The sequence below is a fragment of the Stenotrophomonas sp. NPDC047960 genome, assembly GCF_043204395.1.
In the GTDB taxonomy this organism is placed as follows: Bacteria; Pseudomonadota; Gammaproteobacteria; order Xanthomonadales; family Xanthomonadaceae; genus Stenotrophomonas.
On record NZ_JBIDBX010000007.1, the window covers coordinates 126,527 to 146,324 of the forward strand.

17 protein-coding genes are annotated in these 19,798 nt (G+C 68.3%); 13 read left to right on the forward strand and 4 right to left on the reverse strand.

From position 1 onward, the window contains the following. Positions 1-46: 46 nt before the first annotated feature. The 3 genes from ACGFZ3_RS15815 (at position 47) to ACGFZ3_RS15825 (ending at position 5,207) form a co-directional block, all read left to right on the forward strand. The gene (locus ACGFZ3_RS15815) at positions 47-613 is read left to right on the forward strand and encodes an ECF-type sigma factor (protein WP_392923207.1); all 567 of its coding nucleotides are present in this window, start codon (positions 47-49) and stop codon (positions 611-613) included. A 69-nt stretch (positions 614-682) separates the two neighbouring features. Beyond that, the gene (locus ACGFZ3_RS15820) at positions 683-3,556 is read left to right on the forward strand and encodes a protein kinase (RefSeq protein WP_392923209.1); all 2,874 of its coding nucleotides are present in this window, start codon (positions 683-685) and stop codon (positions 3,554-3,556) included. 49 nt (positions 3,557-3,605) lie between these two features. Beyond that, positions 3,606-5,207 carry a glucan biosynthesis protein gene (locus ACGFZ3_RS15825; RefSeq protein WP_392923592.1) on the forward strand — a complete coding sequence of 534 codons (1,602 nt, stop codon included), beginning with the start codon at positions 3,606-3,608 and terminating at the stop codon, positions 5,205-5,207. Here ACGFZ3_RS15825 and ACGFZ3_RS15830 read toward each other — a convergent pair whose 3' ends face one another. Further along, positions 5,208-5,828 carry a thymidine kinase gene (locus tag ACGFZ3_RS15830; protein ID WP_392923211.1) on the reverse strand — a complete coding sequence of 207 codons (621 nt, stop codon included), beginning with the start codon at positions 5,826-5,828 and terminating at the stop codon, positions 5,208-5,210. It abuts the gene before it with no gap. Between the two features lie 144 nt (positions 5,829-5,972). Here ACGFZ3_RS15830 and ACGFZ3_RS15835 point away from each other — a divergent pair, with 144 nt between their 5' ends. Together ACGFZ3_RS15835 and ACGFZ3_RS15840 are read left to right on the forward strand one after the other, a co-directional pair. Beyond that, positions 5,973-7,949: a UvrD-helicase domain-containing protein gene (locus tag ACGFZ3_RS15835; RefSeq protein WP_392923213.1), complete on the forward strand. Its 1,977-nt coding sequence runs from the start codon at positions 5,973-5,975 to the stop codon at positions 7,947-7,949. Positions 7,950-7,995: 46 nt separating this feature from the next. Next, entirely contained in the window at positions 7,996-8,538 is a 543-nt protein-coding gene (locus ACGFZ3_RS15840) for a GNAT family N-acetyltransferase (RefSeq protein ID WP_392923216.1), read from the forward strand. A 39-nt stretch (positions 8,539-8,577) separates the two neighbouring features. Here the strand turns inward: ACGFZ3_RS15840 and ACGFZ3_RS15845 are convergent, their stop codons facing one another. Further along, complete coding sequence (locus ACGFZ3_RS15845) at positions 8,578-9,237, reverse strand: YceH family protein (RefSeq protein WP_392923218.1); 660 nt, start codon at positions 9,235-9,237, stop codon at positions 8,578-8,580. A gap of 109 nt (positions 9,238-9,346) precedes the next feature. Here ACGFZ3_RS15845 and ACGFZ3_RS15850 point away from each other — a divergent pair, with 109 nt between their 5' ends. The 5 genes from ACGFZ3_RS15850 (at position 9,347) to plsB (ending at position 15,777) form a co-directional block, all read left to right on the forward strand. Next, entirely contained in the window at positions 9,347-10,270 is a 924-nt protein-coding gene (locus tag ACGFZ3_RS15850; protein WP_184126310.1) for a 5'-nucleotidase, lipoprotein e(P4) family, read from the forward strand. Then, on the forward strand, positions 10,267-10,995 hold the full coding sequence (pyrF, locus tag ACGFZ3_RS15855; RefSeq protein WP_392923222.1) for an orotidine-5'-phosphate decarboxylase: 729 nt from the start codon (positions 10,267-10,269) through the stop codon (positions 10,993-10,995). Before ACGFZ3_RS15850 ends, pyrF begins: the two co-directional genes overlap by 4 nt. Positions 10,996-11,191: 196 nt before the next feature. Continuing rightward, positions 11,192-12,010, forward strand: coding sequence for a S1 family peptidase (locus ACGFZ3_RS15860; protein ID WP_392923225.1), 819 nt, complete (start codon positions 11,192-11,194; stop codon positions 12,008-12,010). A 114-nt stretch (positions 12,011-12,124) separates the two neighbouring features. Continuing rightward, positions 12,125-13,102, forward strand: a complete 978-nt coding sequence (locus ACGFZ3_RS15865) for a hypothetical protein (RefSeq protein ID WP_392923228.1) — start codon at positions 12,125-12,127, stop codon at positions 13,100-13,102. After that, the gene (gene plsB, locus ACGFZ3_RS15870; RefSeq protein WP_392923230.1) at positions 13,102-15,777 is read left to right on the forward strand and encodes a glycerol-3-phosphate 1-O-acyltransferase PlsB; all 2,676 of its coding nucleotides are present in this window, start codon (positions 13,102-13,104) and stop codon (positions 15,775-15,777) included. The genes ACGFZ3_RS15865 and plsB overlap by 1 nt, the downstream gene beginning before the upstream one ends. Before the next feature lie 73 nt (positions 15,778-15,850). On the opposite strand, the gene ACGFZ3_RS15875 is transcribed toward plsB, so the two are convergent. Continuing rightward, on the reverse strand, positions 15,851-16,054 hold the full coding sequence (locus ACGFZ3_RS15875) for a YdcH family protein (RefSeq protein WP_392923234.1): 204 nt from the start codon (positions 16,052-16,054) through the stop codon (positions 15,851-15,853). Between the two features lie 96 nt (positions 16,055-16,150). Between ACGFZ3_RS15875 and ttcA the strand changes: the two genes are divergently transcribed. Genes ttcA through ACGFZ3_RS15890 form a run of 3 tightly spaced genes read left to right on the forward strand, consistent with a single transcriptional unit; the run spans position 16,151 to position 18,799 of the window. Next, the gene (gene ttcA, locus ACGFZ3_RS15880; RefSeq protein WP_392923237.1) at positions 16,151-17,023 is read left to right on the forward strand and encodes a tRNA 2-thiocytidine(32) synthetase TtcA; all 873 of its coding nucleotides are present in this window, start codon (positions 16,151-16,153) and stop codon (positions 17,021-17,023) included. 33 nt (positions 17,024-17,056) lie between these two features. After that, positions 17,057-17,962, forward strand: coding sequence for a recombination-associated protein RdgC (locus tag ACGFZ3_RS15885; protein ID WP_068848158.1), 906 nt, complete (start codon positions 17,057-17,059; stop codon positions 17,960-17,962). 57 nt (positions 17,963-18,019) lie between these two features. Beyond that, positions 18,020-18,799 (forward strand): M48 family metallopeptidase, encoded by a 780-nt coding sequence (locus ACGFZ3_RS15890; protein ID WP_392923241.1) that lies wholly within the window; start codon positions 18,020-18,022, stop codon positions 18,797-18,799. A gap of 63 nt (positions 18,800-18,862) precedes the next feature. On the opposite strand, the gene ACGFZ3_RS15895 is transcribed toward ACGFZ3_RS15890, so the two are convergent. Further along, entirely contained in the window at positions 18,863-19,741 is an 879-nt protein-coding gene (locus tag ACGFZ3_RS15895) for a methylglyoxal synthase (protein ID WP_392923594.1), read from the reverse strand. Between the last annotated feature and the right edge of the window lie 57 nt (positions 19,742-19,798).

Below are 19,798 nucleotides of genomic sequence, written 5' to 3' on the forward strand. Positions count from 1 at the left end.
AGGAAGCGGCGCTATAGTCGGCCAAACGTCACCGGCGGGGTGTGCGATGGACGAAAGCCCGGATATCACCGTATGGCTCGATTCGGCCCGGTCGGGCGACCGCGCCTCACTCGACCGGGTGCTGACCCTGCTGTACCAGGAACTGCACAGCATGGCCCGGCGCCAGCTGGCCGGGCAGCAGGGGCGCACGCTGGATGCCACCTCACTGGTCCATGAGTCGTACTTGAAGCTGCTGGGCGCGCGCGGCGCGGCCCGGTTCGAAGACCGCGCGCATTTCTTTGCCTACGCCGCGTCGGCCATGCGCAGCGTGGTGGTTGATTACGCGCGCAACCGCTTGGCGCGCAAGCGTGGCGGGGATCTCAAGCGCGTGGCCGAAATTCCCGAGAACAGCAGCAGCGGCGTGCGCCTGGATGAGGACCTGTTGGCGCTGGACGTGGCCCTGGCGCGACTGCAGGCGGTGGACGCGCACCTGGCCAAGGTAGTCGAGCTGCGTTACTTCGCCGGGTTGTCCGAGCAGGAGATCGCCGACCTGTGCCAGCGCTCCGAGCGCAGCATCCGGCGCGACTGGCAGAAGGCACGGATGTTCCTGTTGGCGTCGGTCCGCGAGGACTGAGCGCCGCGGTCAGGGACCCGCGCCGTGGCGCGCGCGGGCAGGAATCATGCAGCGCTCCGGGGAAGGACGATGGACGCAGTGCGTTGGCGGCAGCTGTCGACGCTGCTGGATCAATTGCTGGAGATGCCGCACGACCAGCGCGCCGCGCGCCTGGTACAGCTGCGCGTGGCCGACGCCAGCCTGGCCGACGACCTGGAACGATTGCTCGACCATGAGCAGGACAGCCGCGAGTTCCTCGAACAGCCGCTATGGACCGCGGCACCCGAAAACAGCCGCGCTGGTACCGCTGTCGGCCCGTACCGTTTGCTGCGACAGCTGGGCGAAGGCGGCATGGGCGAAGTGTGGCTGGCCGAGCGCGCCGATGGGCTGTACCAGCGCCAGGTGGCGCTGAAGCTGCTGCGCAGCGGCTACGCCGACCCTGGCCTGCGCCAGCGTTTCAGCCGTGAACGCGAAATCCTGGCGCGGCTTCAGCACCCGCATCTGGCGCAGCTGCTCGATGCCGGCGTGGACCTGCAGGGCCAGCCTTACCTGGCGCTGGCGTATGTGGAAGGCGAGCCGATCACCGATTACTGCCAACGCCTGCAGCTGCCGCTTGAACGGCGCCTGCAGCTGATGCTGCAGGTATGCGCGGTGGTCAGCCACGCACACGCCAACCTGATCGTGCATCGCGACCTGAAGCCGTCCAACATCCTGGTCACCGCCAACGGCGAGGTGAAGCTGCTGGACTTCGGCATCGCCAAACTGCTCGACGATGAGCACACGCGCACCAGCGCCGCGCACCCGCCGACCGAAGTGCGTGCCTTCACCCTGCACTACGCCGCACCCGAACAGGTGCGGGGTGAACCGGTCACCACGCTGACCGACGTGTATTCGCTGGGTGTGGTGCTGTTCGAGGTGATTACCGGGCGCAAGCCGTACCGCCTGCGTCGGCACAGCGATGCCGAATGGGAACGCTCGATCCTGGAAGTGGATGCGCCACGCGCGTCGAGCGTGCTGATGCGCGGCGACATCACCGATGCGGCTGCCACCCCGGCCGCGCGACGGCTGGCCCGGCGCCTGCGCGGCGACCTGGATACCATCCTGCTCAAGGCGCTGCAGAAGGAGCCGGCGCAGCGCTACGCATCGGTGGAGGCGCTGGCGCAGGACCTGCAGCGCTTCCTGGAAGGGCGGCCGATCCACGCGCGCCCGCAGCGCCCGTTGTACCGCCTGCGCAAGTACCTGGGGCGGCACCGCTGGGGCGTGGCGCTGGCTGCGGTGGCGGTGCTGGCGCTGGCGGCGCTGGCGGCGCTGGCGGTGTGGCAGATGCAACAGGCACGGCGCGAGATCGCGCGTGCGCAGGCCATGCAGGATTTCACCATCGGCCTGTTCGACCGTGCCGCCAGCGTGCGCCATGGCAGCTTTGATGTGCGCCAGCTGCTTGCCACCGGGCAACAGCGTGGCGAGGCGGAACTGGCCGACCAGCCGCTGCCCTTGGCCAACCTTGAAGGGGTGATCGGCCGGCTGCGGATCGGCATCGGCGATTACGCGCTGGCGCTCGAAACCCTGGACCGGCAGCGTGCGCTGCTGCAGCAGGTCAAGGAGGTGCCACCCGCGCTGCAGCTGGAAGCGGTCACCCAACGTGGCCGCGCGCTGCGCATGCTGGGCCGCTCACGCGAGTGCGTGGCGCACATGGCGCCGGTGCAGGCGCTGGCCACCGAACAGCGCCAGGCAATGCCGTCGATCGTGGCCGAGTTCCACGCCCAGCTGGGCCGCTGCCAGCAGTTGCTCGGCTACCGCGATGAAGCGCGCGAAGCGTTTGAACGTGCACTGGCACTTCGCCGCGACATCACCCACGACGCCACCGGCATGGCTGAAAGCCTGGTGGACCTGGCGGCGCTGGAAAACGACGATGGCAATGCACAGGGCGCGCTGGCCGGCTACCGCCAGGCCTTGGCGCTGTTGCAGGTCCGCACCAGCGACCGCCACCCGCAGCTGATCACCCTGCAGCGCCTGCTGGGCGAGACGCTGGCCGCGCAGGGTGATCTGGATGCCGCCGCCCAGGCCCTGCAGGAGGCCGCCGCCGCTGCGGTGACGCTGTACGGCGCCGACCACCCCGAAACGCTGACGATCCGCCGCCTGCGCGCCACGCTGGCGCTGCAGCGCGGCGACCTTGCAGGAGCCGAAGCCGCCCTGCAGCAGGTGCACCGGCTCACCCGCAAGGCGTTGGGCGAGCAGCACCGCGACACTGGCCAGACCTGGCATGCGCTTGGCCGTTCGGCACTCGAACGGGGCGATGCGGCGGCGGCGGTGGATGCATTCGGCAGGGCGGTGGCGATCTGGCGCCAGCCCGACTGTATCGGGCTGCTGCCGCAGGGCCTGTACGACTACGGAAACGCGCTCGCGGAGGTCGGCCGCTGGCAGGATGCACTGGCCGCCTTCCACGAGGGCAGGCAATGGCAGGCCGCCCAGCGTGGCGATGATGACCCTGAGGTGCAGCGCGGCGACCGGCGCATGGCCGAGATCATCGGCGAGCACGTCGACCCCTGGCAGGCCGGCGACCGTCTCGCAAGGCTGATGCGCCAGCCCGCGCGCGGCGGACCGGAGGCGCGCCTGCAGCAGCAGGCGGTACAGCTGGCCTGGGGGCGCAATCTGATGCGGATGGACCAGCCGGTGGAGGCGCAGCTTGCACTGCAGCCGCTCACCCAGGGCGGGGCACTGGACCCTCGCAGCGTCAACCTGCGCTGGCTGGCACGGTCCGCGCTGGGCGAGCTGGGCTGCACGCAGGCACCCGCTCGCGGGCGCGAGGCGCTGGCGCAGCTGCAGGCCGAGGTGCGCGCGCAGCGCCCGCAGGGGGGGCGCATTCCACGTCAGATTGCGCAGGCGTTGAGCGCCTGTGGCAGCAAGACCCTGCAGGCGCGCGCCGGCAAGCCTGAACGCGATCCGCGCGCCACAGCGGCGAATTAACGTCCACGTGCCTATGATGGCCGACCCTTTCCTGCCCATCGCTGCCTGCATGCAACGACGCGACTTCATCCGCAACGCCTCCCTGGCCCTTGCCGCCATTGGTTTTCCCGCGCTGCCGGCCTGTGCCGCGCAGGGCAGCCAGGTGGGCCTGCGCCGGCTGGGCCAGCCGCAACCGTTCGATTTCGCCTCCCTCAAGGGTCAGGCGCGCGCGCTGTCCGAGGCCGCCTACAAAAGCCACCGGCGGACCTTGCCGGGACCGTTGGAGGCGCTGGACTGGGACCAGTATCAGTCGATCCGCTACCGCCAGGACCACGCACTGTGGGCCGACCAGCCCGGTCGCTTCCAGGCCAAGTTCTTCCACCTGGGCCTGTACTTCCATTCACCGGTGCGCATGTTCGACGTCGTTGACGGCAAGGCGCAGGAACTGGCCTATGACCCGGCCGCGTTCGATTACGGCAAGAGCGGGCTGAAGAACGGCCACCTGCCGGCTGATCTGGGTTTTGCCGGGTTCCGGCTCAACACCCGTGCCGACACCGACCGCGATTTTGCCGCCTTCCTGGGCGCCAGCTACTTCCGCGCGGTGGGCAAGGAGGGCCAGTACGGCCAGTCCGCCCGCGGCCTGGCGATCGACACCGGCATGGACCGCCCGGAAGAATTCCCCGATTTCATCGCCTACTTCCTGGAACAGCCGGCCGCCGACTCCAACACCCTGGTGGTGTACGCGCTGCTGGATTCGCCCAGCGTGGCCGGCGCCTACCGCTTCGCCATCACCAACGGCGATGTGCTGCTGATGGACGTGGACGTGGCGCTGTATCCGCGCAAGGCCATCGAACGGCTTGGCATCGCGCCGTGCACCAGCATGTACCAGGTCGGCGAGAACGACCGCCGTATGGCCTGGGACTGGCGCCCGGAGATCCACGACACCGACGGCCTGTCGATGTGGAACGGCGCGGGCGAGTGGATCTGGCGCCCGCTGTCCAACCCGCGCCAGCTGCGCTTCAACATGTTCGTGGACAACAACCCGAGGGGCTTTGGCCTGCTGCAGCGCGACCGCAGCTTCGACCACTACCAGGACGACGGCGTGTTCTACGAGAAGCGCCCTTGCCTGTGGGTGGAACCGAAGGGGCAGTGGGGCAGGGGCTCGGTGCAGCTGGTGGAAATTCCCACGGTGGACGAGACCTTCGACAACATCGTGGCGTTCTGGAACCCGGAAGCCAAGCCGCAGCCGGGCCAGGAAATGCTGCTGGGCTACCGCCTGTACTGGGGCGCCGAGCCGCCCGCGCGCCCGCCGCTGGCCCAGTGCGTGGCCACCCGCACCGGCCTGGGCGGGGTGATCGGCAAGAAGCGCGAGTATTTCTCTTGGCGCTTCGCCGTGGATTTCCAGGGCGGCGAACTGGCGGCGCTGATCGACAAGGGCGAAGTGGAGGCGGTGGTACAGGCCAGCCGCGGCCGCACCGAGATCGTTTCGGCGCGACCGCTGCGCGAGATCAAGGGCTACCGCGCCATGTTCGATCTGGTGCCGCCGGATGACAGCACCGAGCAGATCGACATCCGCCTGTACCTGCGCAGCGGTGGCAAGACCCTGACGGAAACCTGGCTGTACCAATACTCCCCGCCGCCGCCGGGGGCGCCGGAACGCACGCTCTATTGATCAGAGCGGAAGGGATGCCTGCAACGGCTCGATCCGGCCTTCGCCGCGCGTGATCTTCTTGAACTCCGCGCGGCTGACCGAGACGTAGCGTTCGTTGCCGCCGATCTCCACCTGCGGGCCGTCCTGCACCGCGTGGCCGTGTTCGTCCACGCGCACGGTCATGGTGGCCTTCTTGCCGCTGTGGCAGATGGTCTTGATCTCCTGCATCTCGTCGGCCCAGGCCAGCAGGTACTGGCTGCCTTCGAACAGCTCGCCGCGGAAATCGGTGCGCAGCCCGTAGCACAGCACCGGAATGCGCAGCTGGTCGACCACTTCGCTGAGCTGCCAGACCTGGCTGCGGCTGAGGAATTGCGCCTCGTCCACCAGCACGCAGCCCAACGGTCCGTGGCTGGCGATGTCGGCCCGGATCAGCTGTTCCAGGTCGGTATTGCGGTCGAAGGCGATGCCGTCGGCTTTGAGCCCGATCCGTGAGGCCACCACGCCGCGCCCGGCCCGGTCGTCCAGGCGCGGGGTGAGGATGGCCACGCGCATGCCGCGCTCGCGGTAGTTGTGCGCCGACTGCAGCAGCGTGGTGGTCTTGCCGGCGTTCATTGCCGAATAATAGAAATAGAGCTTGGCCATCGGGCCATTCTAATCCGCACCCCGGCCCGGCCGCTGGATCGTGAACCGGTTCACCGACCAGGACCCCGGGCGCGCGCCATACTCGCCGCCCAAGCCGGCCGTCGGGACGGCCGCCCGTTACAATGCGGCACCCACGGAGAAGGCATGCACGGTCTCAATCCCCCCCAACGCGCGGCAGTCCTGCACTGCGAAGGTCCCCTGCTGGTACTGGCCGGCGCGGGCAGCGGCAAGACGCGCGTGATCGTGGAAAAGATCGCCCAGCTGATCAGCACCCGGCGTTACCCGGCCAAGCGCATCGCGGCGATCACCTTCACCAACAAATCCGCCAAGGAAATGCGCGAGCGCGTGGCCAAGCGACTGCAGGGCGGCGACGCCGAAGACGTGACCATCTGCACCTTCCATGCGCTGGGCCTGAAATTCCTGCAGATCGAGCATGCCGCGGTGGGCCTCAAGCGCGGCTTTTCGATCTTCGACGCCGACGATTCCACCTCGCAGGTGAAAGACCTGATGTACGGCGCCAAGCCGGACGACATCGAGGACGTGAAGAACCTCATTTCGCGTGCGAAGAACGCCGGGTTGTCGCCCGAACAGGCCATGGCCGAAGCACGCAGCAACCGCGAGAAGGAAGCGGCCAGCGTCTACGAGCGCTACCAGCTGCGCCTGACCGCGTTCAACGCGGTGGATTTCGACGACCTGATCCGCCTGCCGGTGCAGGTGCTGGAAGAGAACCCGGAGATTGCGCTGGCGTGGCGCGAACGCATCGGCTACCTGCTGGTGGACGAATGCCAGGACACCAACGATGCGCAGTACCGGCTGCTCAAGCAGCTGGCCGGCAGCGCGGGGAACTTCACCTGCGTGGGCGACGATGATCAGTCCATCTACGCCTGGCGTGGTGCCAACCCGGAAAACCTGCAGCAGATGGCGCGCGATTACCCGGCGCTTGAAATCATCAAGCTGGAGCAGAACTACCGCTGCTCCAACCGCGTGCTGCGCGCGGCCAACGCGCTGATCGCCAACAACCCGCACGAACACCTGAAGAAGCTGTGGAGCGACCAGGCCGACGGCGAACGCATCCGCGTGTGGGAGTGCCGCAACAGCGAGCACGAGGCGGAGAAGGTCGCCGCTGAGATTTCCTACCTCGCCACGTCAAAGCAGATTCCGTGGAGCGATTTCTGCATCCTGTTCCGCGGTAACTTCCAGTCGCGCCCGCTGGAGAAGGCACTGCAGCTGGTGCGTGCGCCGTACCACATCACAGGTGGTACCGCGTTCCTGGAACGGCAGGAGGTCAAGGACACGCTGGCGTGGCTGCGCCTGCTGGTGAATCCCGATGACGATACGGCCTTCATGCGCGCGGTGCAGTCGCCCAAGCGCGAAGTTGGCGCCGGCACCTTGGCCAAGCTGGCCGAGCTGGCGTCGGAAAAAGAGCTGCCGATGGCGCACGCGGCCGAAGCGATCGGCGCCCTGTCGCAACTCCCGCCGCGCGCGGCCAACAGTCTGAGCCGTTTCACCGACATACTGCGCGACCTGCGCGCGGACATGCCCAAACTCAGCTCGGGCGACCTGGTGCGCAAGCTGGTGAAAGATTCCGGGCTGGTGTCCGAGCTGCGTGGCGCGTGCAAGGAAGAATCGGTGTACCAGCGCCGCCTGGGCAATCTGGAAGAGCTGGCGCAGTGGTTTGAAGGCGGTCCGCGCGGCGCGAGCACCGCCGACCTGGCCGCGCAGCTGGCGCTGCTGTCGCGCAACGACAAGGATGACGGCGGCAACCAGGTGCGCATGATGACCCTGCACGCCTCCAAGGGCCTGGAATTCCCCTATGTATTCATCGTCGGCTGCGAGGATGGCGTGCTCCCGCACCAGGTGAGTCTGGACGAAGGCAACCTGCAGGAAGAGCGACGCCTGCTGTACGTTGGCATCACCCGCGCCAAGGTGCAGCTGTGGATGAGCTACAGCAAGCTCACCCGCAAGTTCGGCGAGCACGTGCGGCTCAAGCCCAGTCGCTTCTTCGAGGAGATCCCCGCGGAGGAAATGCAGCGCGACGGCGCCGACCCGGTGGCTGATGCGGCGCGCAAGAAGGAGCGTGCCAGCGCCGGCCTGGCGGCGATCGAAGCGTTGTTCGACTGAGTCGATCGGCCGCACAATCGGCCCATTCCTGCCTGCGAGGGGTTCCATGTCCGCCGTGATCCAGACCGACCGCCTGCACCTGCGCCTGATCGATCCCGACCATGATGCGGCCGATATGCTGGCGCTGCTCAACGAGCCCGGCTTCATCCGGCATATCGCCGACCGTGGCGTGCGCACGCTCGCACAGGCGCGCGATTACACCGCCGAACGCGTGCTCGGCAGTTACACGCTCAACGGGTTCGGCATGTACGCCATCATCCGCCGCAGCGACGGCGCGTGGCTGGGCAATGCCGGGCTGGTGCGCCGCGATGGCCTGCCCGCGCCGGATGTGGGCTATGCGCTGCTGGCCCGGTACGAAGGCCATGGCTACGCATTCGAGGCCGCGCGCGGTGTGATGCATTACGCGCGTGACGTTCTGGGCCACCCCGATCTGTACGGCATCGTCGCCCCGGAAAACCTGCGTTCGGCCGCGCTGCTGCGCAAGCTGGGCATGGAAGACCGTGGCGATGTGCGCCTGCCGGCGCCGCGCGATGAAGACGTGCTGCTGCTGTTCGCCACGCCCGGCGCCCCAGCCGTAACAGGGGCATGATCGCCTGAGGTCGCAGCGCCACGCCCTGCGTGGCTGCCGTTACCCGCCCAGCTGAGCGCGCAGTTCCGCCAGTTGTTGCTGCAACGCGACCACCGTCGTTTCCAGCTCCTGTACCCGCGCTTCCAGCGCGGCGTTGCCACCGCCGCTGGACGGCGCTGATCTGTACTGCTCCGCCAACGCCTGCACATCCACCGGGCCAGCCAGCAGGTGCATGTAACGGTCCTCGCGCTGGCCGCCGGCGCGCGGCAGCTGCACGGCCAGGCCGCGCTGGATCATGCGCTCGACGTGGTGGCGCAGCTCATCGGCATCCTGGAACTGGAACAGGCGCTCGCTGCGGGTCAGCAGCTCGTTCACGGTCTGCGGGCCGCGCAACAGCAGTAGGCCCAGGATGGCCAGCTGCTGGCGGGTCAGGTCCAGTGCGCTGCCGGCACGGTGCTCGTAGCGCTCGGCGCGAGAGGAGAACTGCTGGCGGGCCAGGCCCAGGGTTTCCAGCTGGCGCAGCGCGTGGTGCACATCGCCGGCCGACAGCTGCAGCACCGGCTCGCGGGCGGTCTTCTGGTTGGCGGCCACCTGGGTGGCGTTGACCGTGAGCGGGTAGGCGTCCGGGGTGGTCGCTTCCTTCTCGATCAGGCAGCCCAGGGCACGGGCCTGGGCCGCGTTGAGCACGGGCAGGGCAGGGGTCTGGATGTCATCGGTCATGTCGCGCTCCGGGTGTTTCTGGGGCGTGCAGCATAGCCGAGCCCTGCGACCGGCATGAACCGCGGCGGGCAAGCCGGTAAACTGGCGCCACTCAGTACTGGTGATTCCCATGCGTCGTACCGCTGTTTCCCTGTCCGTGCTTGCCTGTGCCGTGATGGCACTGGGTGCGTGCAAGCGCACCGAAACCCCTGCCGAAGCCGCTGCCCCGGCCCCTGCTGCCGCCGCTGCGGCGCCTGCCGCGAAGGGCGACGCAGCCGTGGCCGCCAACGACAACCTCAATGCCGTGCTGTGGATGCAGCGTTCGCAGGAATACCGGGCGATCACCGAGCAGACCTACCGCGCCGCCGCCGACCACCTGGACAAGGCGTTGAAGGAAGCCAACTGGGATGCGCTCGTGCCCGAAGAGCGCGGCAATGCCGCCAAGGGCCTGAAGCCGGCCGTGGTGCTGGACGTGGATGAAACCGTGCTGGACAACTCGCCCTACCAGGCCCGCCTGGTCCGCGACGGCGGCGAGTACGACGAACTGAGCTGGGACCAGTGGGTGGCCGAAAAGAAGGCCAAGGCCATTCCAGGCGTGGTCGATTTCGCGAAGGCGGCCAACGCCAAGGGCGTCACCCTGTTGTACATCTCCAACCGCGCCGTGCACCTGAAGGAGGCCACCCTGGCCAACCTGCGTGCCGAAGGCCTGCCGGTGGCCGATGACAGCGTGTTCCTGGGCCTGGGCACGGTGGTGAAGGACTGCGAGCAGGCCGGCAGCGAAAAGAACTGCCGCCGCCGCCTGGCCGGGCAGAACTACCGCGTGCTGATGCAGTTCGGCGACCAGCTGGGCGATTTCGTGGAAGTCACCGCCAACACCAACGACGGCCGCGACGCGCTGCTGCAGCAGTACCACGACTGGTTCGGCGAACGCTGGTGGATGCTGCCCAACCCGACCTACGGTGGCTTCGAGCCGGCCCAGTTCAACAACGACTACAGCCAGTCGCGCCAGGCCCGTCATGACGCCAAGCGCGCTGCGCTGGACTACGCGCCGTGAGCCGGGCCCCGCTGCCGCTGCGCGATGACGAACGCCTGATCTTCGCGCTCGACGTGCCGGGCCGCGAGGACGCGCTGGCCTGGGTGGACCGGCTGGGCGACGCGGTTTCCTTCTACAAGATCGGCATGGAGCTGCTGGCCTCGGGCGAGTACTTCGAGGTGCTCGATGCGCTGGCCGCGCGCGACAAGCGCGTGTTCGTGGACCTGAAGTTCTTCGACATCCCGGCCACCGCCGCAGCGGTGATCCGCCGGCTGTCGCAGTGGCCGGTGAGCTACGCCACCATCCACGGCTGGCACCCGGCCATGATGGAGGCCTGCGCGGCCGCCAACAGCAGCGACATGCGCCTGCTGGCGGTGACCGTGCTGACCTCGATGGGGCGCGATGACCTGCGCGGCATGGGCATCGACCGCGAGCCGGTGGAGGTGGTGGTGGAGCGCGCGCTGGCCGCCCAGGCCGCCGGCATCGACGGGGTGATCGCCTCCGGCCAGGAAGCCGGCCCGATCCGCGTCGCCACCGGCGCCGGATTTTCGATCGTGTGCCCGGGCATCCGTCCCGGCGGCCCGGTCGGCGATGACCAGAAGCGCACCGTGGGCGTGGCCCAGGCCTTCGCCGACGGCGCCGATGCCATCGTGGTCGGTCGCCCGATCCGCCTGGCCGCCGACCCGCGCGCGGCCGCGCTGGCGATCCAGGACGAAATCCGCAGCGCCCGCCGCGGCGTGATGTAAGGGTTGCACGCACCGGGATGGAACTGCATCCCGGTGTATTGTTGCGCCCGTTCGCATAAACGGATCCATCAATCGTTGCTGCCGCTGAAACGCGACCGGCCACGCAGTTGACCCCCCTTCTTTGCCGTCGAATCGACCTGGCACGCGCCCCGGCGCCGTGCCTGTCGTTTCCACTTTTCCGCAAAGGAGTTGCTGCATGCGTACCTGTTCCCGGCCGGCCTGGATGTTCGGCCTGATCCTCTCTGCTGTTTCTCTTCCCGCGCTGGCCCAGCCCGGACCAGACAGCGTTCCCCGCATCATCGGTGGGGTCGACGCCGAACCCGGCCAGTATCCGTTCATGGCGAGCCTGCAGCGGCTGGGCCGCGGCGATTCGGACCACGCCCGGCACGGCTGCGGCGGCACCCTGATCTCGCCCTCGTGGGTGCTTACCGCCGCGCACTGCGTAGAGGGGCTGCGGCCAGCAGGCCTGGCGGTCCTGGTCGGGCAGACCGAGCTGAAAACCACGCCGCGCCGCCGCGTGTCCAACGTCAAGGCGATCCATGTGCATCCGGCGTTCGACGAGCGCGACCTGGTCAATGACGTGGCGCTGATCCAGCTCAAGCGGCCGGTACCCAAGGCCGAGCCGGCCGAGGTGATGCTGGGCCGGGACGGCGCGTACCTGCGACCTGGCCGCGACTTCACGGTGATCGGCTGGGGTGTCACCGAATTTCCCGGGGAGGCGCTGCCGACCACCCTGCAGACGGTGCTGACCCCGTTCGTTTCGTTCGCCGCGTGCCAGCAGGCCTACCCGAACCTGCAGGCCGGCACGGTGATCTGCGCCGGCGCCGAGGGCATCGACAGCTGCAGTGGTGACTCCGGTGGGCCGCTGCTGGTGCGCCGGAAGCAGGCCTGGACAGTACTGGGCACGGTCAGCTGGGGGGAAGGCTGTGCGCTGCCGGGGCGTCCCGGGGTATATGCGCGGTTGTCGCAGGGCTATGTGCGCGACTTCATCCAGGCCACCTGGATGCGCGACTGATATCCAGTAGAAACAAGGGCTTGCGCCCATCCTGCCGGCGTGGCGGGCAGGATGGGTTGCCGCTGCGGGGGCGCAGGCCGCAAGATGCGGACCGGTCCGGGGAAGTCCGAATTCATGTCCATGCCGTTGATGACAGGGCGCTACCGACCCTGGGTGATGTCGCTGTCGCTGTGCGGCCTGCTGCTGGTGGGGGCGTGCAAGCGCGACACGATCGACCCGGACGCACCCGCCGCCGAGCCGGTAGCCGCGCTGCAGCAGATCGCCCAAAACCTGGCCGACAACGACCTGGTGGGGTACGCCCGCGCGTCGGTGCCGCCGGCCCAGTACAACCGCCTGCGGGTGGCCTGGAGCGACGGGCACAGCCGCTGGCCGTTGACCGACCTGCCACTGGACGGCCAGCTGCTGCCGATGCTGGCGGCGCTGTCCGCGCCGGACGCGCCCAAGCGCCTCCAACGCTCCTTCGATACCCAGATTGCCGGCCAGGCCGCCGGAGTGCGCCAGGCAGCCCATTCGATGGGGCTGTTCGGCGTGCAGTACCTGCGCAACCAGGCCGACTACAGCGAGGACGAGCGGGCGCACTACAGCCAGGTAGTGGATGCACTGAGCCGCTGGGCTGCCGCCGCGCCGCTGACCGACCGGCAGCGGGCGAAGACCACCATCACCCTGTTGACCGCCACCGCGCGCACCGCCGGGCTGTCCACCGACGCCGAGCTGCAGGCGGCCGGCATGGAGGGGAGCCTGCGCCGGCTGGGGCCGTTCGCCAAGGCGCTGAAGACCGCGCTGGCCAGTTATGGGCTGTCGCTCGACGCGGCCATGACCGGGCTGCGCGGCGAGCTGGTGTCGCAGCAGGGCGACACCGCCCTGCTGCGGATCCAGTACCCGTTGGCCGGTGAACAGATCGAAGCCCAGGTGCGCATGACCCGCCGCGACGGCCACTGGTATCTGGCACGCACCCTGGAAGAGACCGACGCACTGCTCAAGGCGGCAGACGAGGCGGTGGCCGCGCAAGCTGAACATGACGCGCAGCGGGCAGCTGAAGCAGAGGCCGCCGCGCAGGTCAAGGACGGTGCTTCTGCACCGGCTAAGCCATAATGAAGCCGATGCCGAACCAGAATCCCCTGCCTTTCCCCGGCGAAGAGCCGCCCAAGACGCCGGACGCCCCGTCCGCGTCGCCCGACACCGTGCCCGGCGCGGACGCCCCGGCCGCGGGCGCAACCGACCCGGCGGCGATCGTGCCCAGCCCGGTCAGCGCGGCGGCCCGCACCTCGTTCGGGCGCCGCCCGTGGTGGGCCCGTCTGCTGGGCCGCCTGGTCGAACCCTGGCTGTCGCTGAAGATCGAACCCGAACAGCCCGGCCAGTACGATGACGGCCGCCCGGTGGTCTACGTGCTGGAAGACTACGGTCTGTCCAACGCGCTGATCCTGGACAAGGCCTGCCGGGAAGCCGGCCTGCCCTCGCCGCTGGTCCCCATCGCCGGCGACCCGACCGGGCGCCGGCGCGCATACCTGGCGCTGTCGCGGCGGAGCAGCAGCAACTCGCTGATTCCCGAGCAGCGCGGCGCCAAGACCCATTCCGATTCACTGGCCAAGGTGCTGCAGGCCCATCGCGCGCGCGGCGAGCTGGACGTGAACCTGGTGCCGGTGTCGATCTTTGTCGGCCGCGCGCCGGACAAGCAGAGCGGCTGGTTTGCGGTGCTGTTCTCGGAAAACTGGGCGCTGGTGGGGCGTTTCCGCCGCCTGCTGGCGGTGCTGCTCAACGGTCGCAGCACCATTGTGCGGTTCGCCCCGCCGATATCGCTGCGCGCCACCGTGGACGAAGGGCTGGACCCCGAGCGCACGGTGCGCAAGCTGCAGCGCGTGCTGCGTACCCACTTCCGCCGTATCCGCGAATCGGTGATCGGCCCGGACCTGTCCACCCGCCGCCTGCTGGTGGACAAGGTGCTGGAGGCCGACACCGTCCGCGAAGCCATCGCCTCGCAGGCCAAGCGTGACAACACCAAGCCTGCCGATGCCTGGAAAAAGGCGCATGCCTATGCCTGGGAAATCGCCGCGGACTACTCCAGCCCGGTGGTGCGATCGGCCAGCTTCATGCTCAGCCACGTGTGGAACCGCATCTACGCCGGCGTGCTGGTGCACCACCTGGACAAGTTCAAGGCCGCCGCGCCGGGCCATGAAGTGGTCTACGTGCCCAGCCATCGCAGCCACATGGATTACCTGCTGCTGTCTTACCTGCTGTACGACCGCGGCATCGTGCCGCCGCACATTGTCGCCGGCATCAACCTCAACCTGCCGGTGGTGGGTACCCTGCTGCGCAAGGGCGGTGCATTCTTCATCCGCCGCTCGATCCGCGGCAACGCGCTGTATTCGGCAGTGCTGAGCGAGTACGTGGCGCAGCTGGTGGCCGGTGGCTATTCGATCGAGTACTTCGTCGAGGGTGGCCGTTCGCGTACCGGGCGCCTGCTGCAGCCCAAGGGCGGCATGATCTCGATGACGCTGCGCGCCTTCCTGCGCCAGCCGCGCAAGCCAGTGCTGTTCCAGCCGGTCTACATCGGCTATGAAAAGCTGATGGAAGGCGGCAGCTATCTGGACGAACTGTCCGGACGGCCGAAGGAAAAGGAATCGATCTGGCAGCTGCTGTGGTCGATCCCCAAGGTGCTCAAGCAGAACTACGGCCAGGTGGTGGTGAACTTCGGTGAGCCGATCGCGCTCAACGACGTGCTGGCCCGCCAGGCACCGGAGTGGGACGGGGCACCGGTAGGCGAGGACGAGAAGCCATCATGGCTGTCGGGCACGGTGGACCATCTGGCCGAACGCATCCAGGTGCACATCAACGGCGCGGCCGACGTGAACCCGATCAACCTGCTGGCGCTGGCGCTGCTGTCCACGCCCAAGCACGCGATGGGCGAGGCGGACCTGATCGCGCAGATCGAGCTGTGCAAGACCCTGCTGGTGGAAATGCCGTATTCGGATCGGGTCACGGTCACGCCGCACTCGCCGGAGCGGATCATCGCCCACGCCGAGGAAATCAACGTACTGACCCGGGTCAAGCACCCGCTGGGCGATGTGCTCAGCGTCAGTGGCGATACCGCGGTGCTGCTCAGCTACTTCCGCAACAACGTCATCCACCTGTTCACCGCTTCCTCGTGGGTGGCGTGCTGCTTCCAGAACAACCGCCGCATGAGCCGCACCGGCCTGGTGCAGCTGGGCCGTACCGTGTACCCGTTCCTGCAGGCCGAGCTGTTCCTGCCCTGGACCGAGGACGAGTTCGCCCAGCGCATCGAGCAGACCATCGCGGTGTTCGTTCGCGAGGGCCTGCTGCAGAACGTCAATGATGACGACGGCGGCATCCTGGCGCGCAACACCGGGCAGACCGACGAGGTGTTCCGCCTGCGTGCGATTGGCCATTCACTGCAGCAGGCGTTCGAGCGTTACTACATCGCCATTTCGGTGCTGGTCAAGAACGGCCCGGGCACGCTCGGCGCGGCCGAACTGGAAAGCCTGTGCCAGCAGGCCGCGCAGCGCCTGAGCCTGCTCTACGCTCCGGCGGCACCGGAGTTCTTCGACCGCACCCTGTTCCGCGGCTTCATCCAGAAGATGCGCGAGCTGCGCCTGGTGTGGCCGGACGAGAACAGCAAGCTGCTGTTCGACGAACGCCTGGACCTGTGGGCCAAGGATGCCAAGTTCATCCTGGGTCGCGAGCTGCGCCACACCATCGAACGCGTCAGTCCCGAAGCGGCAAAACCGGAAGAACCGGTGGCCGCGGATTGACCGCGGGTGACGACCAACGGTCGTCACCTGCCGGTGCGGCAATGGGCAGGTGACGACCGCGGGTCGGCACGCGTCACGCCGGCTCGTCCGGAATCAACATGTCCTCCAGCTTCGCGATGCGGTCCTTGAGCTGCAGCTTGCGCCGCTTCAGGCGCTTGGCCTCCAGCTCATCCTCGCCGTTGGCGGCCATGCGCTGGATCTCTTCATCCAGCGTGCGATGTTCCTGCCGAAGGTCGGCAAGCAGGGCGCTGATCTGTTCGGGCGTCAAGGTATCCACAGGGGTTGAGCATACACACCCGGCATGACGCCCGGGAGTGAACGCAGTCACTTCCCCGCACCGATGGCGACCAGTGCGAGCCGGTAGAATGTTCGGATGCCTGCCGTCCTGCCCCTGCCCGATCCGCTTCCCCGCGCCCCGCGCACGGACGCGGCCGCGCAGGACAAACTGGCGCGCAGGTTGCGCCGCCAGGTGGGCCAGGCGATCGCCGACTTCGGCATGATCGAGGATGGCGACCGCATCATGGTCTGCCTGTCCGGCGGCAAGGACAGCTACACCCTGCTGGACGTGCTGCTGCAGCTGCAGAAAAGGGCGCCGGTGGCCTTCGAACTGGTGGCGGTGAACCTGGACCAGAAACAGCCGGGCTTCCCCGAACACGTGCTGCCGGAGTACCTGGCCTCGATCGGCGTGGCCTACCAGATCATCGAACAGGACACCTATTCGGTGGTCAGCCGGGTGATTCCCGAAGGTCGCACGATGTGCTCGCTGTGTTCGCGGCTGCGTCGCGGTGCGCTGTACCGGCACGCGGCGGAAAACGGCTTCAGCAAGATCGCACTCGGCCACCACCGCGACGACAGCGTAGCCACGTTCTTCCTCAACCTGTTCCACCACGCCAAGCTCTCGGCGATGCCGCCCAAGCTGCGCAGCGATGACGGCCGGCATGTAGTAATCCGCCCGCTGGCCTATGTGAGCGAGCGGGACATCGCACAGCATGCGCAGGCGCGCGGCTTCCCGATCATTCCGTGCACGCTGTGCGGCAGCCAGGACAACCTGCAGCGCCGCCAGGTGGCGCAGATGCTGCAGCAGTGGGAGGATCAGCACCCCGGGCGGATTGACCAGATCGCACGCGCGCTGGGCAACATCCACCCGTCGCAGCTGGCCGACCCGGCCCTGTTCGATTTCATGGCGCTGGGCCGCACCGCGGTCGCGCCCAGCCCGCCGTCGGCCTGGACCGACGGCACCCCCTGACCTTCCCTTCCACGCCTTCCCATCCGGATTTCCATGTTCTTTCGCAACCTGACGCTGTTCCGCTTCCCGACTGCCACTGATTTCTCCGAAGTCGACACCCTGCTGCCGCAGGTGCTGCTCAAGCCGGTGGGCCCGCTCGAAATGAGTTCACGTGGCTTCATCTCCCCGTTCGGCCGTGAGGAAAAGGCCGTGTTCTCGCACCGCGTCGGCGACGCGCTGTGGCTGACCGTAGGCGGTGAGGACAAGATCCTGCCGGGCGCGGTGGTCAACGATCTGCTGGCCCGCAAGCTGGAAGAGATCGAAGAGAAGGAGGGGCGCAAGCCCGGCGGGCGCGAGCGCAAGCGCCTGAAGGACGACCTGCTGCATGAGCTGATGCCGCGTGCCTTCGTGAAGAGCTCGCGCACTGACGCGCTGATCGACCTGACCCACGGCTATGTGGCGGTGGACTGCTCGAGCAGCAAGAAGGGCGAGAACATGATGTCCGACATCCGTGGCCTGCTCGGCAGCTTCCCGGCCATGCCGCTGAACGCTGAAGTGGCGCCGCGCTCGATCCTGACCGGCTGGATCGCCGGCGAGCCGCTCCCGACCGGACTGAGCCTGGGCGAAGAGTGCGAGATGAAGGACCCGGCCGAGGGCGGTGCGGTGGTCAAGTGCCAGCACCAGGAACTGCGCTGCGACGAGATCGACAAGCACCTGGACGCCGGCAAGCAGGTGACCAAGCTGGCCCTGGTGTTCGAGGACAACCTGTCCTTCGTGCTGGGCGACGACCTGATCGTGCGCAAGCTGAAGTTCCTGGACGGCGCCCTGGACCAGCTCGAGCACGCCGACGAAGACGGCCGCCGCGCCGAGCTGGACGCCCGTTTCGCCCTGCAGAGCGGCGAAGTGCGCCGCCTGTTCCTGCTGCTGGAAGAGGCCTTCAAGCTGAGCAAGGCCGACTGAGGCACCGGGCGGGGCCCGCAGTCATGTGCGGGCCGCTGCCGGCGCTATGCTGTAGCCATGCCCGGATTCCTCCGCCGCCTGATCTCCCCGGCCGTTGCCCCCACGTTGCAGCGCGACACCGTTCGCCTGCGCCTGGAGGATGCCGAGATCGACGTGCTGCGCGTGCGCGATCCGCGTGCGCGCCGGATCAAGCTCAGCGTGGACGAGCGTGGCGTACGGCTGACCCTGCCGCCGCGCGCCAGCTTGCTGATGGGCGAGCGTTTCCTGGAAGAGCACCGCGGTTGGCTGTCCTCGCAGCTGCGCAATTACCAGGCCCAGAACCTGCCGCCGCCGCTGGTGATCGGCGAGCCCGGGGTGCTGCCGCTGCGCGGCGAACTGCTGCCAGTGCGGTGGGATGCCGGACGCTATGCGCGCCTGGTGCTCGACGATACTGGCGTGTGCATGCACCTGCCGGCGCGCGCTACAGATACGACCGTGAAGCGTGCGCTGCGCGAATTCTACGAAGCGCAGACCCGCGCCGATGTCGGCCAGTGGCTGCCGCGCTACCTGCCCGGCCTGCCGCGCGCACCGGCGCGCCTGCGGCTGAAGGTAATGTCCTCGCAATGGGGCTCGTTGGCCCCCGATGGCAGCATGGCGCTGGACCTGGCGCTGGTGCTGGGGCGGCCGTCGGCGTTCGAGTACGTGCTGGTGCATGAGCTCTGCCATCTGATCCAGGCCAATCATTCGCCGGCGTTCTGGGACGAAGTGGAACAGCGCTTCCCGGCCTGGCGCGAGGAGCGCGATTACTTCCAGCTGGAGGGGCGGCGGCTCAAAGCGATGCTGCGGCAGCTGCTGTAGCCCGTCGGCGGGGGAGGGCGCGCATGATTTCGCCGTGGCCAGCGATGCGTACCCACCCTGTGATCAGGGCGACGCGCGTGTGCGCAGTGTGGCCGCCTGCGCCCAGCGTGCGGCCACGCGCGGGGCGGTGATGCACACCGCCTGATCGGTCACGGTCGTGACCGCGCGCTCCAGCAGCTGGATGTCGGCTTCATGCTGGCGCGCCACGTGCGGGTCTTCGAAAAAGATCGCGCGCTGGCAGCGGCCTTCCAGCACCTGGTCGGCGATCTGCGCATCACCGCCCATCGGACCGCTCTGGTATCGGGTCACCCAGTCCTGGTCCTTCGGCCAGCCACGGCTCCAGGCCAGTTCGTTCAGGCGCTGGCCAGTGGTGCCGGTGCCCACGCGGCTGCGGAAGCGCGAGAGCAGGGCGAAATGTTCGTCGGCAAAGGCCAGCATGGCCGGCTTCATCGCATCGTGCGCGATCAGCGCCAGCGTGTGCTGCTCGAATGCATGCAGGTCATCGGCGCCGGGATCAGCGGGCAGGCCGGCGTGCACGCGTTCCACTTCGATCCAGTCGCGCGCGGTGGCCACGGTGGAGATGAAGGGCTTGCCGTGGATCACGCACTGGCGCTTGAGCGCGGTGGCTTCGGGGAACACCGAGGACGGATCGACCGGGTCCATCAGATAGATGGCCCCATCCAGCGTGCGCTCGGGCGTGCCCATGCCCACCACTTCGGCGACCAGCTTCATCAGCCCGCCCTCGCGGCCGTTCGGGTAGCGGCGCAGGGGGGCGAAATCGGGCAGGAAACCCAGCCGCCGGATGGCGTCATAGGTGCGGCCGACCGCATGCAGCTCCACGCCCAGCTCGCGCAGCCCGGTGTCGCTGGCGCGCAGCCAGCGGAACAGTGCAGCGTGTTTGTCGTGGTGGTGCAGCCGATTGGCGGCCAGGCCGATGCGCATGGGAATCATCCGAACGAGTGGGGGCATCAGCGACATTACCAGCCCTTCACGCCAATT

Excerpts from the sequence above, each read along its gene's own strand:
- ttcA (WP_392923237.1), top strand. The coding sequence starts at position 16,151 with ATGCCTGCCGTCCTGCCCCTGCCCGATCCGCTTCCCCGCGCCCCGCGC.
- ACGFZ3_RS15890 (WP_392923241.1), top strand. The coding sequence starts at position 18,020 with ATGCCCGGATTCCTCCGCCGCCTGATCTCCCCGGCCGTTGCCCCCACG.
- ACGFZ3_RS15865 (WP_392923228.1), top strand. The coding sequence starts at position 12,125 with ATGTCCATGCCGTTGATGACAGGGCGCTACCGACCCTGGGTGATGTCG.
- ACGFZ3_RS15835 (WP_392923213.1), top strand. The coding sequence starts at position 5,973 with ATGCACGGTCTCAATCCCCCCCAACGCGCGGCAGTCCTGCACTGCGAA.
- plsB (WP_392923230.1), top strand. The coding sequence starts at position 13,102 with ATGAAGCCGATGCCGAACCAGAATCCCCTGCCTTTCCCCGGCGAAGAG.
- ACGFZ3_RS15885 (WP_068848158.1), top strand. The coding sequence starts at position 17,057 with ATGTTCTTTCGCAACCTGACGCTGTTCCGCTTCCCGACTGCCACTGAT.
- ACGFZ3_RS15895 (WP_392923594.1), bottom strand. The coding sequence starts at position 19,741 with ATGCGCATCGGCCTGGCCGCCAATCGGCTGCACCACCACGACAAACAC.
- ACGFZ3_RS15850 (WP_184126310.1), top strand. The coding sequence starts at position 9,347 with ATGCGTCGTACCGCTGTTTCCCTGTCCGTGCTTGCCTGTGCCGTGATG.
- ACGFZ3_RS15820 (WP_392923209.1), top strand. The coding sequence starts at position 683 with ATGGACGCAGTGCGTTGGCGGCAGCTGTCGACGCTGCTGGATCAATTG.
- ACGFZ3_RS15815 (WP_392923207.1), top strand. The coding sequence starts at position 47 with ATGGACGAAAGCCCGGATATCACCGTATGGCTCGATTCGGCCCGGTCG.
- ACGFZ3_RS15860 (WP_392923225.1), top strand. The coding sequence starts at position 11,192 with ATGCGTACCTGTTCCCGGCCGGCCTGGATGTTCGGCCTGATCCTCTCT.
- ACGFZ3_RS15840 (WP_392923216.1), top strand. The coding sequence starts at position 7,996 with ATGTCCGCCGTGATCCAGACCGACCGCCTGCACCTGCGCCTGATCGAT.
- ACGFZ3_RS15830 (WP_392923211.1), bottom strand. The coding sequence starts at position 5,828 with ATGGCCAAGCTCTATTTCTATTATTCGGCAATGAACGCCGGCAAGACC.
- ACGFZ3_RS15845 (WP_392923218.1), bottom strand. The coding sequence starts at position 9,237 with ATGACCGATGACATCCAGACCCCTGCCCTGCCCGTGCTCAACGCGGCC.
- ACGFZ3_RS15825 (WP_392923592.1), top strand. The coding sequence starts at position 3,606 with ATGCAACGACGCGACTTCATCCGCAACGCCTCCCTGGCCCTTGCCGCC.